The following is a 14,874-nucleotide window of genomic DNA, read 5'->3' as shown; positions in this document are numbered from 1 at the left end:
CCTCTTCTTGTTATGGGTATCCCAACGCGTATCAGCAGCCCTGTTGCACCGGGGCCGCGCCCTGCTCGGTCGACAGCTCGGGCGAATGGCGCAAGCGCTCGCCGGTGACGCTGTCGAACAGCAATACCTTGCTGGCGTCGAGCGCCAGGTCCAGGTCATCGCCCGCCTGACAGGCCACATCCGGCGCCAGGCGACAGCAGACCTTGGTGTCATTGAGCGTGACGAATGCCAGCAGGTCCGGGCCTGTGGGCTCGGTGACCTGGACGCGCGCGCGAATGCCGGGCAAGGCAGTGCCCTGTCCCAGGCTGGTGCTGATCTGTTCTGGGCGGATACCCAAGGTGACCGTTCGTTCTCGTAGTTCGGGCGTCATGCGCCCAAGTGGCAATTCGTGCAGCCCCTGGCCACTGTCCAACCTCGCCAACGCCAGACCGTCGCGCTCGTGCAAGGTCGCAGGAATGAAGTTCATCGGCGGCGAGCCGATGAAGCTGGCCACGAACAGGTTGGCAGGGTTGGTATAAATGTCGCGGGGCGTGCCGAACTGCTGGATGATACCATCCTTCATCACCGCCACCTTGTCGCCCAGTGTCATCGCCTCGATCTGGTCGTGGGTCACGTAGACGGTGGTGGTCCTGAGCCGCTGGTGCATCAGCTTGATCTCGGTGCGCATCTCCACCCGCAGCTTGGCATCCAGGTTCGACAGCGGTTCGTCGAACAGGTAGATCTTCGGCCGGCGGGCCAGGGCCCGGCCCATGGCCACTCGCTGCTGCTGGCCGCCCGACAGCTGGCCGGGCTTGCGGGCCAGGAGGTGTTCGATCTGCAGCAGCCGTGCGACCCGGTCCACCTCGGCGTCGATCTCGGCCTTGGGCATCTTGCGGATCTTCAGGCCGAAGGCAATGTTGTCGCGCACGCTCATGGTCGGGTACAGCGCGTAGGACTGGAAGACCATCGCGATGTCGCGGTCCTTGGGGCTCATGCCGCTGATGTCGGCGCCGTCGACCAGGATGGCGCCACCGCTGATGTCCTCGAGCCCGGCGATGCAGTTCATCAGGGTCGACTTGCCGCAGCCGGAGGGGCCGACCAGGATCAGGAACTCGCCGGAGTCGATCGCCAGATCGATCGCCTTGAGCGTGTCCGGCAGGCCGCTACCGTAGTGTTTGTTGACGTTGCGTAATTCGAGCCGTGCCATGTCTCACCCCTTGACCGCGCCGGCGGTGAGGCCGCGCAGGAAATATTTGCCAGCCACGACGTAGACCAGCAGGGTCGGTAACCCGGCGATCAGTGCCGCTGCCATGTCGACGTTGTATTCCTTGACCCCGGTGCTGGTGTTGACCAGGTTGTTCAAGGCCACGGTGATCGGTTGCGCATCGCCGCTGGCGAACACCACGCCGAACAGGAAGTCGTTCCAGATCTGGGTGAACTGCCAGATCAGGCACACCATGATGATCGGCAACGACATCGGCAGCAGGATGCGCGTGAAGATGGTGAAGAACCCCGCGCCATCCAGCCGCGCTGCCTGCACCAGCGCCAGCGGCACGCTGCAGTAGTAGTTGCGGAAGAACAGGGTGGTGAAGGCCAGGCCGTAGACCACGTGCACCAGCACCAGGCCGAGCGTGCTGCTGGCCAGGCCCAGCTTGCCGAGGGTGAAGGACGCCGGCAGCAGGACGGTCTGGAACGGCAGGAAGCAGCCGAACAGCAGCAGGCCGAAGAACACCTGCGAGCCACGAAAGCGCCACATCGACAGCACGTAGCCGTTCAGGGCACCGACCAGCGTGGAGATCAGCACGGCAGGCACGGTGATCTTCACCGAGTTCCAGAAGTGCCCGTTCACCGCGTCCCAGGCTTTCAGCCAGCCGATCCCGGTGATCACGTCGGGCCAGCTCAGCAGGTTGCCGGTGCGGATGTCCTCGGGCGACTTGACGCTGGTCAGCAGCATCACCACCAAGGGGATCAGGTAGAGGGCGCAGGCCGCCAGCAAGGTGGCATGGATGGCCAGGCGGCTGGGGGCGTACCAGCGAAGACTAGTCATGGCGCTTGTTCCTGAGTTCGGAGTACAGATACGGCACGAGGATGGCCAGGATCGCGGCGAGCATCAGGATCGCGCTGGCCGAACCCATGCCCATCTGCCCGCGGCTGAAGGTGAACGAGTACATGAACATTGCCGGCAGGTCCGAGGCGTAGCCCGGCCCGCCTGCGGTCATCGCCGCCACCAGGTCGAAACTCTTGATGGCGATGTGCGCCAGGATCATCACCGCGCTGAAGAACACCGGGCGCAGGCTCGGCAGGACGATGCGCAGGTAGATGCGTGGCAGGCTGGCACCATCGATCTGCGCTGCGCGCACGATCGAGGGGTCGACACCGCGCAAGCCGGCCAGGAACAGCGCCATGACGAAACCCGACGCCTGCCAGACCGCGGCGATCACCAGGCAGTAGATGACCCGGTCCGGGTCGACCAGCCAGTCGAAGCGAAAGCCTTCCCAGCCCCAGTCGCGCAGCAGCTTGTCCAGGCCCAGGCCTGGGTTGAGCAACCACTGCCAGGCGGTGCCGGTGACGATCATCGACAGCGCCATGGGATAGAGGTACACCGTGCGGATGAACCCTTCCCGGCGGATGCGCTGGTCCAGCAGCACGGCCAGGACCACGCCGATCACCAGGCTGATGCCGATGAACAGGCTGCCGAACACCAGCAGGTTCTTGCTGGCGACCCACCAACGGTCGTTGCCCAGCAACTTGATGTACTGCTCGAACCCTGCCCACCGGTAGTTGGGCATGAAGGTCGAGCGGGTGAAGGACAACACCAGTGTCCAGAGGATGTAACCGTAAAAGCCCACCAGGACGATCAGCATGCTGGGCGCCAGCACCAGTTTCGGTAGCCAGCGCTGCAACGCGTCCAGGGGTGCGGCCCGCGACGGGGCGGCGACTGTGGTCATGCTCGGATCTCCAGAAACGAGAGGCAGGGTGCGCGGCGTCAAGCCGTCACGCACCCGTCACGCGAACGCGTCAGCGCGCGGCCTTGATCGCCGCGTTCAGCTGCTGAGCGGCCTTGGCCGGGTCGGCCTTGGGATCGTTCATGAAGTTGGTGACCACATCGAAGATGGCGCCCTGCACGGCCAGCGAGGAGGCCATGTTGTGCGCCATGCTCGGCTGCAGGCCATCGCCCTGCTCGGCCTGCTTGAAGTCCTTGGAGGACTGCTGGGTGCAGGCGTCGAAGGCGTCCATGGCCATGTCCTGGCGCACCGGCAACGAACCCTTGGCCTGGTTGAAGGCGGTCTGGAAGGCAGGTTCCAGGGCGACCTTGGCCAGGTCGTTCTGCGCGGCGATGTCTTTGTCGTTCTTGAGCTGGAACATGGCCAGCGAATCGATGTTGTAGGTGAAGCTGCCCTGGGTGCCGGGGAACGGTACGCACTGATAGTCCTTGCCCGCTACCTTGCCGGCGGCGGTCCACTCGCTCTTGGCCCAGTCGCCCATGATCTGCATGCCGGCCTTGCCGTTGATGACCTCGGCGGCGGCGATGTTCCAGTCACGCCCGGCGCGGTTCGGGTCCATGTAGGTGCCGAGCCGTTGCAGGACGCTGAAGGCCTTGACCATGTCCGGACCGGTTAGGGTCTCGGGGTCGAGATCGACGAATGCACGGTGGTAGCCGACCGGCCCCAGCACACTCAGCACCACGTCTTCGAATACCGTGCTGTCCTGCCAGGGTTGGCCGCCGTGGGCCAGCGGCTGGAAGCCGGCGGCCTTGAGCTTGTCGGCGGCGACGAACAGTTCGTCGAGGGTGGTCGGCACGCTGGCGCCGGCCTTTTCGAAGACGGCCGGGTTGATCCACAGCCAGTTGGCCCGGTGGATGTTCACCGGCACGGCCACGTAGTGACCGTCGTACTTCATGATGCCGGCGACCTTGGCCGGCAGCAGCGCGTCCCACTGGTTGGCCTTGGCGACCTCGTCCAGGTTGGTGAGCAGGCCAAGGGCGCCCCACTCCTGGATGTCCGGCCCCTTGATCTGGGCGGCGGCAGGCGGGTTGCCGGCGACCGCGCGGGTCTTGAGCACGGTCATGGCCGCCGCACCACCGCCACCGGCGACGGCATTGTCCTTCCAGGTGAAACCATCCTTGACGATCTGGTCCTTGAGGGTCTTGACGGCGGCGGCTTCACCGCCAGAAGTCCACCAGTGCAGCACCTCGACGGTGCCCTGGTCGTCGGCGAAGGCCGCCAGAGGCATCAGCGAAGCGAGGGAAATGGCAGCAGCGATACGAGTGAACGTAGTCATGGGCAATACCTTGTTGTTGTTATGCGAAGTCGTTTCGAGCGAACGATTCAGGCCATGACGGCATGGCCGGTATTGGGCAAAGAGTCTAACCACGCCAACACAGCTGCCAGGTCACGAAAGGTTGGAGAAATGTCACAGGATGGTGACATTGCATGGCCAATGGCCCATGACTCACCGGGGCAGGCTCAAGGTCACGCGCAGGCCGCCCTGGCGCAGGTTGAGCAGGCTCACTTCGCCGCCGTGGCTGTGGGCGATGTTGCGCGCGATGCCCAGCCCCAGGCCATACCCTTGCTGCTGCTGGCCCAGACGGACATGGGGCTCGAAGACCTGCTCCAGTTGCTGGGCCGGCACGCCCGGCCCCTGGTCGTCGACCTGCAGGACGAAACCGCTGGGGCTGTCGAGCACCCGCAGGTGGGCACGTTCGCCGTACTTGATGGCGTTGTCGATCAGGTTGCCGATGCAGCGCCGCAGCGCCAAAGGCTTGCCGGGATACGCTGACAGGCTGCGGCCCTCCAAGGTGACGCGCCCGTCCTCCAGGTAAGGCTCGGCCAGCAGCTGCAACACGTGGTCGAGGTCCACCGGCTCGATGTTCTCGTGGATGTCGGTGTCCTTCACGCATTGCAGCGCACCCTTGACCAGCAGTTCCAGCTCGTCGAGGTCGCGGGTGAAACGGGCCTGCACCTGTTCGTCCTCGAGCAGCTCGACCCGCAGCCGCAGGCGGGTGATCGGCGTGCGCAGGTCGTGGGAGATCGCGCTGAACAACTGGCCCCGCTCGGTCAGGTAGCGGGTGATGCGCTCGCTCATGCTGTTGAAGGCCCGCGCCACGTCCGCCACCTCGCTGCCGCCACCCACCGGTATCGGTGCCACCTCGCCGCTGAGCGACATGTCCCGTGCCGCGCGGGCCAGGCGCTTGAGCGGGCGGCTCTGCCAGTGCACCAGCAGGCCGATGAACAGCAACAGCAGCACGCTGGTGATGACCATGAACAGCAATTGCTGACGTGGCAGGTCGGGCGGCTCCGGCTCGGTGTAGGGCGCCGGCAGCAGCGAAGCGATGTACAGCCACTCGCTCTCGGCCAGGCGGATCTGGGTGACCAGTACGGGCGGGTCGAGCGGCTCCAGGGTCAGGGAATAGTGCGCCCAGGAGCGTGGCAGCTCGTCCAGGCGCAGGCCGCTGTTGAAGATGCGCAGCTCGCCGGGGCTGACGAAGTTCACCTCGAACTGCACACCCTCGCCCAGGCGCTGGCTCAGCACCTGACGAAACACGTCGATCACGGCCTGCTTGCGTGGCGTCGCCGGCAACGTGCGCATCTGCAACGCGTGCTGGTTGAGCGAGACGAAGAAGCGTGTGCCGCCCATGTGCCGCAACTGGTCCAGCACCATGGGCCGGTAGGCCACCGGCAGCGAGCGCAGGTAACTGGCGCTGGCGCCCATGGAATGGGCCAGACTGCCGGCGCTGGCCTGCAGCCCCTGCACCTGGCTGGCGCGCCATTGCGAGACCCAGACCAGGCTCGAAAGCCCTTGGGCGAGCGCCACCACCAGCAGCGTCAGCAGCAGCATGCGCCCCAGCAACGAACGCGGCAGCAGGCGCCAGCGACGTTCAGCGACCGGTGCTGACATGCGCGGCCAGCAGGTAGCCACTCCCGCGTACGGTACGGATCAGCCGTGCAGGCCGGTCCACGTCGCGCAGGCGCTGACGCAGGCGGCGTACCGCCATGTCCACCACGCGGTCCAGGGGCATCGGCTCGCGACCACGGGTCACGTTGCCGATGGTGTCGCGGTCGAGGATCTGCTGCGGGCGCTCGAGAAACAGCTTGAGCAAGGCGAAGTCCGCCCCGGACAGCAGCACTTCCTCGCCATCGCGGTGGAACAACCGGTGGCTGACCGTATCCAGGCGCCAGTCATCGAAGATCAGCACTGCCGAGCCGGTGTCGCGGGCGAACGACGAGCGACGCAGCAGAGCCTTGATCCGAGCTTGCAGCTCGCGTGGGCTGAACGGCTTGCCCAGGTAGTCGTCGGCCCCCAGCTCCAGGCCGATGACGCGGTCGGCTTCATCGGAGCTGGCGGTCAGCATGATGATCGGCACCTGGCCCCGCCGGGGGTGCTGGCGGGTCCACCGACACAGGCTGAAGCCATCCTCGTCGGGCAGCATCACGTCCAGGATCACCAGGTCGCAGTGCCCTGTGTCGAGTGCCTGGCGAAACGCCTGGCCGTCGGCGACGGCATGCACCTCGAAGCCGGCACGGCTGAGGTAGGTGTGCAGCAGTTCGCGAATCTCCTGGTCATCGTCGACCAATAGAATCGAATGTCCGGCAGTGCTCAACGTTAACTCCCTTTGACAAGCACGCGGGTCTACGCCCGCTGTGACCCATGGTCGAGCGATTGTTGCAAGGCGACGCCGGCCCCCAGCAGGCCTGAGAACGGCGCCGTCACCAGCCAGATCGGGATGCCTTCGAAATAATCGCCCATCACCCCTTTGTCGCACAGGCTGTCGGCGAAGCCGCTCTGGCGGAACAGCTCGACGAAGCGCGGAATGACGCCGCCGACGATGTACACCCCACCCCGCGCGCCGAGGGTCAGCACATGGTTGCCGACCACCCGGCCGAAGAAGCGGCAGAACTGCTCGACCACCGCCAGCGCCCGGGGTTCGCCCCCCAGCGCGGCGTCGGTGATCTGCGCAGGCGAGTCGTGCCGGGGTCGGTCGCCATCCAGGGCACACATGGCCTCGTACAGGCGCACCAGGCCGCCGCCACTGAGCACGTGCTCGGCGCTGACGTGCCCCAGGCTAGCGTGCAGTTGCTGATGGATCGCGGCTTCGCGCACGTTGCTCACCGGCAGGTCGACATGCCCGCCCTCCCCTGGCAGCGCCAGCCAGCGGCGCCCATCCAGGTGCAGCAGCCCCGCCACCCCCAGGCCGGTGCCGGGCCCGATCACCAGTGCCGGACGTGTCAGGTCGGCCTGGCCTTCCCGGATCGATTGATACTCGTCCGGCGCCAGGCAGGTCATGCCCAGGGCCATGGCGGAGAAGTCGTTGATCAGCAGCAAGTGCTCGACGGCCAGACGCGTGCAGAAGCCATCGCGCTGGATGCGCCAGGGGTTGTTGGTGAAGTGGAACTCGTCCCCTTCGACCGGCCCGGCCACCGCCAGGCACACGGCCGCCAGACCGCCCCGGGCGATGCCCTGCTGTTCGAGGTACAGCTCGATGGCGTCCTCGACGCTGTCATGTTCGGCCGTCGGGAACACCTGCACCGCGTGCAGTCGATGGTCTTGCCAGAGTGCGAAACGTGCGTTGGTCCCTCCGATGTCGCCTACCAGCAGGGCTTTCATTCCAGATTCTCCAGGGCCGAAGTAAAGGCGCTGGCGCCCTGCTCCGCCGAGCTGAAGGCCACGCGCATGAAACCGAAGAGCTCGCGCCCGCATCCCAGGTCGTTCCCGGTGGGTGTGGGTGGCATGTCACGTGCGGCCAGTTCCTCGGCCGACACCAGAACCTGCAGCGTGCCTTCGGCACCGTCTACGCGCACCCTATCACCATCACGGACTTTTGCCAGCAGGCCACCGTCATACGCCTCCGGACAGACGTGGATCGCTGCCGGGATCTTGCCGGAGGCACCGGACATGCGCCCATCGGTCACCAGCGCGACCTTGAAGCCGCGGTCCTGCAGCACGCCGAGGAACGGCGTGAGCTTGTGCAACTCGGGCATGCCGTTGCTGCGCGGACCCTGGAAGCGCACCACCGCGACGAAATCACACTCCAGCTCGCCCGCCTTGAACGCGTCGGCCAGCGACTGCTGATCATGGAAGACCCGCGCAGGCGCCTCGACCACCCGGTGCTCGGGCGCGACTGCGGACACCTTCATCACGCCCCGGCCCAGGTTGCCCTGCATCACCCGCAACCCACCCTCGGCGGAGAACGGCCGCGCCACTGGGCGCAGGATGCTTTCGTCGAGGCTGTCCCGCGGCCCGTCGCGCCAGACCAGGCGCCCTTCATCGAGGAACGGCTCCTGGGTGTAGCGGCGCAGACCAGGGCCGACCACGGTCTGCACGTCTTCGTGCAGGAGACCGGCATCGAGCAGTTGGCCGATCAGGAAGGCCATGCCACCGGCGGCCTGGAAGTGGTTGATGTCGGCCTTGCCGTTGGGATAGACGTGCGCCAGGGTCGGCACCACCTCGGACAAATCGGCCATGTCCTGCCAGGTGAGCTGCAGGCCGGCGGCCTGGGCCATGGCCGGCAGGTGCAGGGTGTGGTTGGTCGAGCCGCCGGTGGCATGCAGCGCGACGATGGCGTTGACCATCGACTTCTCGTCGACGATCCGCCCCAGGGGTGTGAACGCGCCACCGGCCTTGGTCAGGCGCGTGACCTGCCGCGCGGCCTCGGCAGTGAGCGCGTCGCGCAGTGGCGTGTAAGGGTTGACGAAGGAAGCGCCGGGCAGATGCAGGCCCATCACCTCCATCAGCAGCTGGTTGGTGTTGGCCGTGCCGTAGAAGGTGCAGGTGCCGGGGCTGTGGTAGGACTGCATCTCCGCTTCGAGCAATTCCTCACGGCTGGCCTTGCCCTCGGCGTAGCGCTGGCGGACGTCGGCCTTCTCCTTGTTGGACAGTCCCGACGGCATGGGACCGCCTGGAACGAAGACCGTCGGCAGGTGCCCAAAGCGCAAGGCCCCCATCATTAGACCCGGGACGATCTTGTCGCAGATACCCAGCAGCAAGGTGGCATCGAACAGGTTGTGCGACAGCGCGATGGCGGTGGACATGGCGATGACTTCGCGGCTGGCGATCGCCAGCTCCATGCCTGGCTCGCCCTGGGTCACGCCATCGCACATGGCCGGCACGCCGCCGGCGAACTGGCCGACCGAACCGATCTCGCGCAGTGCCTGCTTGATCTGCTCGGGAAAGTACTGGTAGGGCTGGTGCGCCGAAAGCATGTCGTTGTAGGCCGAGACGATGGCGACGTTGGCGGCGTTCATCAGCCGCAGCCGTTGCTTGTCCTCGCCGCCGCAACCGGCCACGCCATGGGCGAAGTTGGCGCACTGCAGGCTGGCACGGACCGGGCCATCGCTGGCGGCGGCATCGATCAGCGACAGGTAACGCTCACGCGTACGACGACTGCGAGCGATCAGTCGCTCGGTAACCTCAAGGATGCGCGGGTGCATGATGGTCTGGACTCCAGGCTGACGTTCAGGGCGGTCTTGAGCGTCCGGCTCGCGCATCGCCAGGGCAAGAAAGCAGATGCCCGGACCATCGGTAAGCCTGAAGTGCTCGACTGCTCGTTGTAGGTTTGATAAAAATTCTGCCACCACAGGGGCTTGTTTTCTATCATTGAACGAATAATCTTGTAATTCCAACAACAAAATCGTTTCAGTGACGCGACATTCTTGTCACAGCTCTCTTCCCTTCGCCAGAGGTATCGCCCATGACACTTCGCATCGCCATCAATGGATTCGGCCGTATCGGACGCAACGTCCTGCGCGCACTCTACAGCCAAGGCTATCGCCAGGACCTGCAGGTGGTCGCCATCAACGACCTCGGCGACCTCGCGGTCAATGCCCACCTGCTCAAGCACGACAGCGTACACGGCCTGTTCGACGCCGAGGTGCACGCCGACCACGAGAGCCTGACGGTCAATGGCGACCGCATCGCCTTCAGCGCCATCCGCAACCCGGCCGAACTGCCGTGGAAGGACGAGCGCATCGATGTGGTGTTCGAGTGCACGGGGCTGTTCACCGACCGCGACAAGGCCGCGGCGCACCTGACTGCCGGGGCAGCCAAGGTCATCGTGTCGGCACCGGCCAAGGGCGCCGATGCGACGATCGTGTACGGGGTCAACCATGACCAGCTGCGCGCCTCGCACCAGATCATTTCCAACGCGTCCTGCACGACCAACTGCCTGGCGCCGGTGGCCCAGGTGCTGCACCGCGAGTTCGGCATCGAGCACGGCCTGATGACCACCATCCATGCCTTCACCAACGACCAGGTGCTGATCGACGTCAGCCACAAGGACCCCTACCGCGCTCGCGCCGCCACCCAGTCGATGATCCCGAGCAAGACCGGTGCGGCCGAAGCGGTGGGCCTGGTGCTGCCGGAATTGGCGGGGCGCCTGACCGGAATGGCGGTGCGGGTGCCGGTGATCAACGTGTCGCTGGTGGACCTGACCGTGACCCTGGAACGCGAGGCCACGGTCGATGCGGTGAACCAGGCGCTGAAACAGGCCAGCGAGCATTCGCCGGTGCTGGGTTACAACACCCTGCCGCTGGTGTCCTGCGACTTCAACCATGATCCTCGTTCGTCGATCTTCGACGCCAATCACACCCGCATCAGCGGCAGGATGCTCAAGGTCATGGCGTGGTACGACAACGAGTGGGGGTTCTCCAACCGGATGCTGGACACCTGTCTGGCGGCGTGGCGTGCGGGTGAATGAAAAGCGCTGAAGCATGAGGGCGGCTGACGGCAGGTCTGCCTGAGATAAGGCGTGGCTGATTTCATGGGCCCTGCGGGCCCAATCGCGGCACAGGGGCCGCTCCTACACCCGTAGCCCCACCGGGGGATTGCAGGCTATCGCGGTCACCTGTGGGGGGCCCCTGCCGGGACGCCGGACCGGCCGCGACTGGGCCCGCAGGGCCCACATTGGCACTTGGCAGAAGCCATAAAATCCCCCACGTGGAGCGGCGCCAAACCGGCTGCGATGGGCTGCAAGGCAGCCCTGCGTCGGTCAGACCAACACCCTACCCCTCAATGATCGTGATGCAGGTACTCGGCCTGCTTGGGCAGCCGCAGGCTGAACAGGAAGGCGATCGCCATCATTGCCGTGACGTACCAGTAGAAGGTGTTCTCCATCCCCAGGGACTTGAGCCCCAGCGCCACGTACTCGGCAGAACCGCCGAACAGGGCGTTGGCCACCGCATAGGCCAGGCCGACGCCCAGCGCGCGCACGTGCGGCGGGAACATCTCGGCCTTTACCAGCCCGCTGATGGAGGTGTAGAAGCTGACGATGCACAGCGCCAGGCTGACCAGCACGAAGGCCATGAACGGGCTGGTCACCGTCTTGAGCGCCATCAGCAGCGGCACGGTGAAGACGGTCCCCAGCGCGCCGAACAGCAGCATCGAGGTGCGCCGGCCGATCCGGTCGGAGAGCATGCCGAACAGCGGCTGCAGGCACATGAACAGGAACAGCGCGCCGGTCATGACGAAGCTGGCGTCCTTGGCGTGCATCCCCGCCGTGTTGACCAGATACTTCTGCATGTAGGTGGTGAAGGTGTAGAAGATCAGCGAACCGCCTGCGGTGTAGCCCAGTACCGTGATGAACGCGGCGCCATGGTGGCGGAACAGCCCGGTGACACTGCCGGCATCGGCACTCTGGCGGGTTTCGGCGCTGCTGGTCTCCTTCAGCGAGCGGCGCAGCATCAGCGAGATCAGCGCCGCGATGGCACCGACCACGAAGGGGATGCGCCAGCCCCAGGCACGCAGTTCTTCCTCGGTGAGCAGCTGTTGCAGGATCACCACCACCAGCACCGCCAGCAATTGCCCACCGATCAAGGTGACGTACTGGAACGAAGCGAAGAAGCCGCGCTGTCCACGCAAAGCCACTTCACTCATGTAGGTGGCGGTGGTGCCGTACTCACCGCCGACCGACAAACCTTGGATCAACCGCGCCACCAGCAGCAGGAACGGCGCCCAGGCCCCGATGCTGGCGTAGGTCGGCAGACAGGCGATGACCAGCGAGCCGAAGCACATCATCAATACCGAGATCATCAGCGAATGCTTGCGCCCGCGGCGATCGGCCAGGCGCCCGAAGATCCAGCCGCCGATCGGGCGCATCAGGAAGCCGGCCGCGAACACCCCGGCGGTGTTGAGCAGCTGCACGGTCGGATTGTCCGAAGGGAAGAACACCGGCGCGAAGTAGATGGCGCAGAAGGCATAGACGTAGAAGTCGAACCACTCCACCAGGTTGCCCGACGAGGCCCCCACGATCGCGAAGATGCGCTTGCGGCGCTCGTCCTGGGAATAAGAGGTTGAGGTCATGGTGGGGTGCTCCCGAATAGTTATAGTGTGAGTCTAGACACAACTAGTAACAACACCGTTCCCAGCGGCAGGCCTCAGACGCGCTCGATCGCCAGCGCCAACCCCTGCCCCACGCCTACGCACAGCGTCGTCAATCCCTTGCGCCCGCCGCTCTTCTCCAACTGATGCAGGGCCGTCATGACCAGCCGTGCCCCGCTCATGCCCAGCGGATGGCCCAGGGCGATGGCGCCACCGTTGGGGTTCACCTGGGAAGCGTCGTCCGCCAGGCCCAAGCCGCGCAGCACAGCCAGGCCCTGGCTGGCGAACGCTTCGTTGAGTTCGATGACGTCGAAGTCCGTGACGGCCAGCCCCAACCGACCCACCAGCTTGGTCACCGCCGGCACCGGGCCGATGCCCATCACCCGCGGCGCTACGCCCGCGCTGGCCATGCCCAACACCCGGGCCCGTGGGGTCAACCCATGGCGTTGTACGGCTTCGGCCGACGCCAGAATCATCGCGGCGGCGCCATCATTGACGCCTGAAGCGTTGCCCGCCGTGACGGTCTTGTCAGGCCCATTGACCGGCTTGAGCCGTGCCAACGCCTCGAGCGTAGTGTCGCCCCGTGGGTGCTCGTCATGCTCGACCCACGTTTCGCTCTTCTTGTGCACCACGCGCACGGGCACGATTTCTTCGGCGAAGAAACCGGCCGCTTGGGCGGCGGCCGCGCGCTGCTGGCTGCGCAAGGCGAAGGCATCCTGGTCGGCACGGGAAACATGGTGGTCCTCGGCGACGTTGTCGGCCGTCTGCGGCATCGAGTCGACCCCATGCGCCGCGCGCATTGCCGGGTTGATGAAGCGCCAGCCGATGGTGGTGTCCTCGAGCTGCTGCGCACGGGCGTAACCGCTCTCGGCCTTACCCATGACGAACGGTGCCCGCGACATGGACTCCACCCCACCGGCGATGGCCAGTTCCATTTCGCCGCTGGCAATGGCACGAAATGCCGTGCCGATGGCTTCCATGCCGGAAGCGCACAGGCGATTGAGCGTCACCCCAGGCACCGACTCGGGCAACCCCGCCAACAGCAAGGCCATGCGCGCCACGTTACGATTGTCCTCCCCTGCCTGGTTCGCACAGCCGAGAAAGACTTCGTCGAGCTGCGCCCAGTCCACAGAAGGGTTGCGTTCGATCAACGCCTTGAGCGGTACCGCAGCCAGGTCGTCGGCACGCACGCTGGCCAGGGCGCCGCCGTAGCGGCCGATGGGGGTTCGTATCGCATCGCAAATGAAGACATCGCGCATTGTCGTTCTCCTGCCTCTCGGCCGTGGCGCCAGATGAGGCCGCAGCATAGTGAGCCGCGCTCGGAGGCGACAATCTAGTCAGCGCATCTGTGTGCGATTACCGAACAGATTAGAGCGCCTGGCAGTCGTCCCTAAGACCAGGCCAGGGCCGCTCACGCGAAGAGCTGCGCGCACAGGTCGCGGCTGGCGGCCAACAGAATGGGCAGAAACCGCTGCTCCAGCTCACCTCGCGTCACACGCCCGACATGGGTGCTGACGTTGAGCGCGGCCAGCACTTGCCCGGAGGCGTCGTACACCGGTACGGCGATCGAGCGCAGCCCTTGCTCCAGCTCCTGATCGACCACGCACCAGCCCTGTTCGCGGACTTGTCGAATGCACGCCAGCAAGGCCACAGGCTCGTGCAGGGTGCGGCTGGTACGCGGCTTCATGTCGGCGCGGTCGAGGTACTCCTGCAAGCTGGCATCATCGAGCGCCGCCAACATGATTCGCCCCATCGACGTGCAATAGGCGGGCAAACGTCCACCGACCGACAGGTCGACCGAAATCAGCCGTTCGACGGTGGCCGAACGCGCAATGTAGAGAATGTCGTCGCCTTCGAGCGTGGCCATGTTGGCCGCTTCATGCAGTTGCTCGCTGATGCGATCCAGGTAGGGTTGCGCGGAAACGGCCAGTGGCGTCGACGACAGATAGGCATGCCCCAGCGTCAGCACCTTGGGCAACAGCGAGTAGGTACGCCCATTGGTGGTGGCATAGCCCAGCTTCATCAAAGTGTGCAGACAGCGTCGGACCGCAGCGCGCGGGATCTCGGTGCGGTGGCTGATCTGGGCGATGGTCAGGTGGCGCTTGCGCTCCTGAAAGGCCTGGATCACCGCCAGCCCCCGTGCCAGCGAGGTCATGAAATCCGGATCCCCGGTGAACGCCTGGATACGCTTGGCAGGTGAAGCGACGATCGGGGGCGCCAGGCCTACCGCAGCAGGCGGCGCCTGATGCCCCGGATCCTGGGAGAGTGCCGGCTCTTGTTCGTTCATGGCTCATCTCGATGCACGTGGTTTGTGCGATTATCGGACAATCGACCGATAATCGCAATTGACCGCCGATACATTTGCTTATACCTTGACTGGGCCCATGTGGCTTCTATTGGAGAGACTGGTCAGGTACCCACCGTGGAAGTCCCCAGGCACGGCCTTGCTCCGTGGCGAGGCCGTCTTACCCTCTCTTTTGCTGTTTCAGAACTTTCTTACAAGCAAAGCCTCTTAGAGTCATGAGGTTCTGGTTGCTTGCCAACGTGCCGAATGTTCAACTTGATGGCGCATCGAACAGGCAC

The 14,874-nt window shown here is 65.4% G+C and carries 12 protein-coding genes; 1 reads left to right on the top strand and 11 read right to left on the bottom strand.

Features of this window, described 5'->3' with window-relative positions; all coding sequences use genetic code 11:
* Positions 1–31: 31 nt before the first annotated feature.
* The 8 genes from APT63_04425 to APT63_04390 form a co-directional block, all read right to left on the bottom strand.
* Positions 32–1,186: a sugar ABC transporter ATP-binding protein gene (locus APT63_04425; protein AMA44922.1), complete on the bottom strand. Its 1,155-nt coding sequence runs from the start codon at positions 1,184–1,186 to the stop codon at positions 32–34.
* A gap of 3 nt (positions 1,187–1,189) precedes the next feature.
* Positions 1,190–2,026: a sugar ABC transporter permease gene (locus APT63_04420; GenBank protein ID AMA44921.1), complete on the bottom strand. Its 837-nt coding sequence runs from the start codon at positions 2,024–2,026 to the stop codon at positions 1,190–1,192.
* Entirely contained in the window at positions 2,019–2,927 is a 909-nt protein-coding gene (locus APT63_04415; protein AMA44920.1) for a sugar ABC transporter permease, read from the bottom strand. Before APT63_04415 ends, APT63_04420 begins: the two co-directional genes overlap by 8 nt.
* 70 nt (positions 2,928–2,997) lie before the next feature.
* A complete protein-coding gene (locus APT63_04410; protein AMA44919.1) occupies positions 2,998–4,260 on the bottom strand; it encodes a sugar ABC transporter substrate-binding protein in 1,263 nt (420 codons plus the stop codon).
* Between the two features lie 171 nt (positions 4,261–4,431).
* Complete coding sequence (locus tag APT63_04405) at positions 4,432–5,877, bottom strand: histidine kinase (GenBank protein ID AMA44918.1); 1,446 nt, start codon at positions 5,875–5,877, stop codon at positions 4,432–4,434.
* The gene (locus tag APT63_04400) at positions 5,858–6,580 is read right to left on the bottom strand and encodes a two-component system response regulator (GenBank protein AMA44917.1); all 723 of its coding nucleotides are present in this window, start codon (positions 6,578–6,580) and stop codon (positions 5,858–5,860) included. The genes APT63_04405 and APT63_04400 overlap by 20 nt, the downstream gene beginning before the upstream one ends.
* A gap of 29 nt (positions 6,581–6,609) precedes the next feature.
* Positions 6,610–7,584: a glucokinase gene (locus tag APT63_04395; protein AMA44916.1), complete on the bottom strand. Its 975-nt coding sequence runs from the start codon at positions 7,582–7,584 to the stop codon at positions 6,610–6,612.
* Positions 7,581–9,407: a phosphogluconate dehydratase gene (locus tag APT63_04390; protein ID AMA44915.1), complete on the bottom strand. Its 1,827-nt coding sequence runs from the start codon at positions 9,405–9,407 to the stop codon at positions 7,581–7,583. Before APT63_04390 ends, APT63_04395 begins: the two co-directional genes overlap by 4 nt.
* A 260-nt stretch (positions 9,408–9,667) precedes the next feature.
* Here APT63_04390 and gapA point away from each other — a divergent pair, with 260 nt between their 5' ends.
* A complete protein-coding gene (gene gapA, locus APT63_04385) occupies positions 9,668–10,672 on the top strand; it encodes a glyceraldehyde-3-phosphate dehydrogenase (protein ID AMA44914.1) in 1,005 nt (334 codons plus the stop codon).
* A 311-nt stretch (positions 10,673–10,983) separates the two neighbouring features.
* Here the strand turns inward: gapA and APT63_04380 are convergent, their stop codons facing one another.
* From APT63_04380 to APT63_04370, 3 genes are all read right to left on the bottom strand, one after another.
* A complete protein-coding gene (locus tag APT63_04380) occupies positions 10,984–12,273 on the bottom strand; it encodes an alpha-ketoglutarate permease (protein AMA44913.1) in 1,290 nt (429 codons plus the stop codon).
* A gap of 74 nt (positions 12,274–12,347) precedes the next feature.
* Entirely contained in the window at positions 12,348–13,550 is a 1,203-nt protein-coding gene (locus tag APT63_04375; GenBank protein ID AMA44912.1) for a beta-ketoadipyl CoA thiolase, read from the bottom strand.
* Positions 13,551–13,702: 152 nt separating this feature from the next.
* Positions 13,703–14,512, bottom strand: coding sequence for an IclR family transcriptional regulator (locus APT63_04370; protein AMA47790.1), 810 nt, complete (start codon positions 14,510–14,512; stop codon positions 13,703–13,705).
* Positions 14,513–14,874: the final 362 nt, after the last annotated feature.

The organism is Pseudomonas monteilii (assembly GCA_001534745.1).
GTDB classification, from domain to species: domain Bacteria; phylum Pseudomonadota; class Gammaproteobacteria; order Pseudomonadales; family Pseudomonadaceae; genus Aquipseudomonas; species Aquipseudomonas alabamensis.
This window is presented reverse-complemented; position numbering and strand designations above follow the sequence as displayed.

What these genes read in the sequence shown, in the direction of transcription:
- APT63_04410 (AMA44919.1), bottom strand. Translation starts at nt 4,260, where the DNA reads ATGACTACGTTCACTCGTATCGCTGCTGCCATTTCCCTCGCTTCGCTG.
- gapA (AMA44914.1), top strand. Translation starts at nt 9,668, where the DNA reads ATGACACTTCGCATCGCCATCAATGGATTCGGCCGTATCGGACGCAAC.
- APT63_04415 (AMA44920.1), bottom strand. Translation starts at nt 2,927, where the DNA reads ATGACCACAGTCGCCGCCCCGTCGCGGGCCGCACCCCTGGACGCGTTG.
- APT63_04390 (AMA44915.1), bottom strand. Translation starts at nt 9,407, where the DNA reads ATGCACCCGCGCATCCTTGAGGTTACCGAGCGACTGATCGCTCGCAGT.
- APT63_04405 (AMA44918.1), bottom strand. Translation starts at nt 5,877, where the DNA reads ATGTCAGCACCGGTCGCTGAACGTCGCTGGCGCCTGCTGCCGCGTTCG.
- APT63_04425 (AMA44922.1), bottom strand. Translation starts at nt 1,186, where the DNA reads ATGGCACGGCTCGAATTACGCAACGTCAACAAACACTACGGTAGCGGC.
- APT63_04395 (AMA44916.1), bottom strand. Translation starts at nt 7,584, where the DNA reads ATGAAAGCCCTGCTGGTAGGCGACATCGGAGGGACCAACGCACGTTTC.
- APT63_04380 (AMA44913.1), bottom strand. Translation starts at nt 12,273, where the DNA reads ATGACCTCAACCTCTTATTCCCAGGACGAGCGCCGCAAGCGCATCTTC.
- APT63_04375 (AMA44912.1), bottom strand. Translation starts at nt 13,550, where the DNA reads ATGCGCGATGTCTTCATTTGCGATGCGATACGAACCCCCATCGGCCGC.
- APT63_04420 (AMA44921.1), bottom strand. Translation starts at nt 2,026, where the DNA reads ATGACTAGTCTTCGCTGGTACGCCCCCAGCCGCCTGGCCATCCATGCC.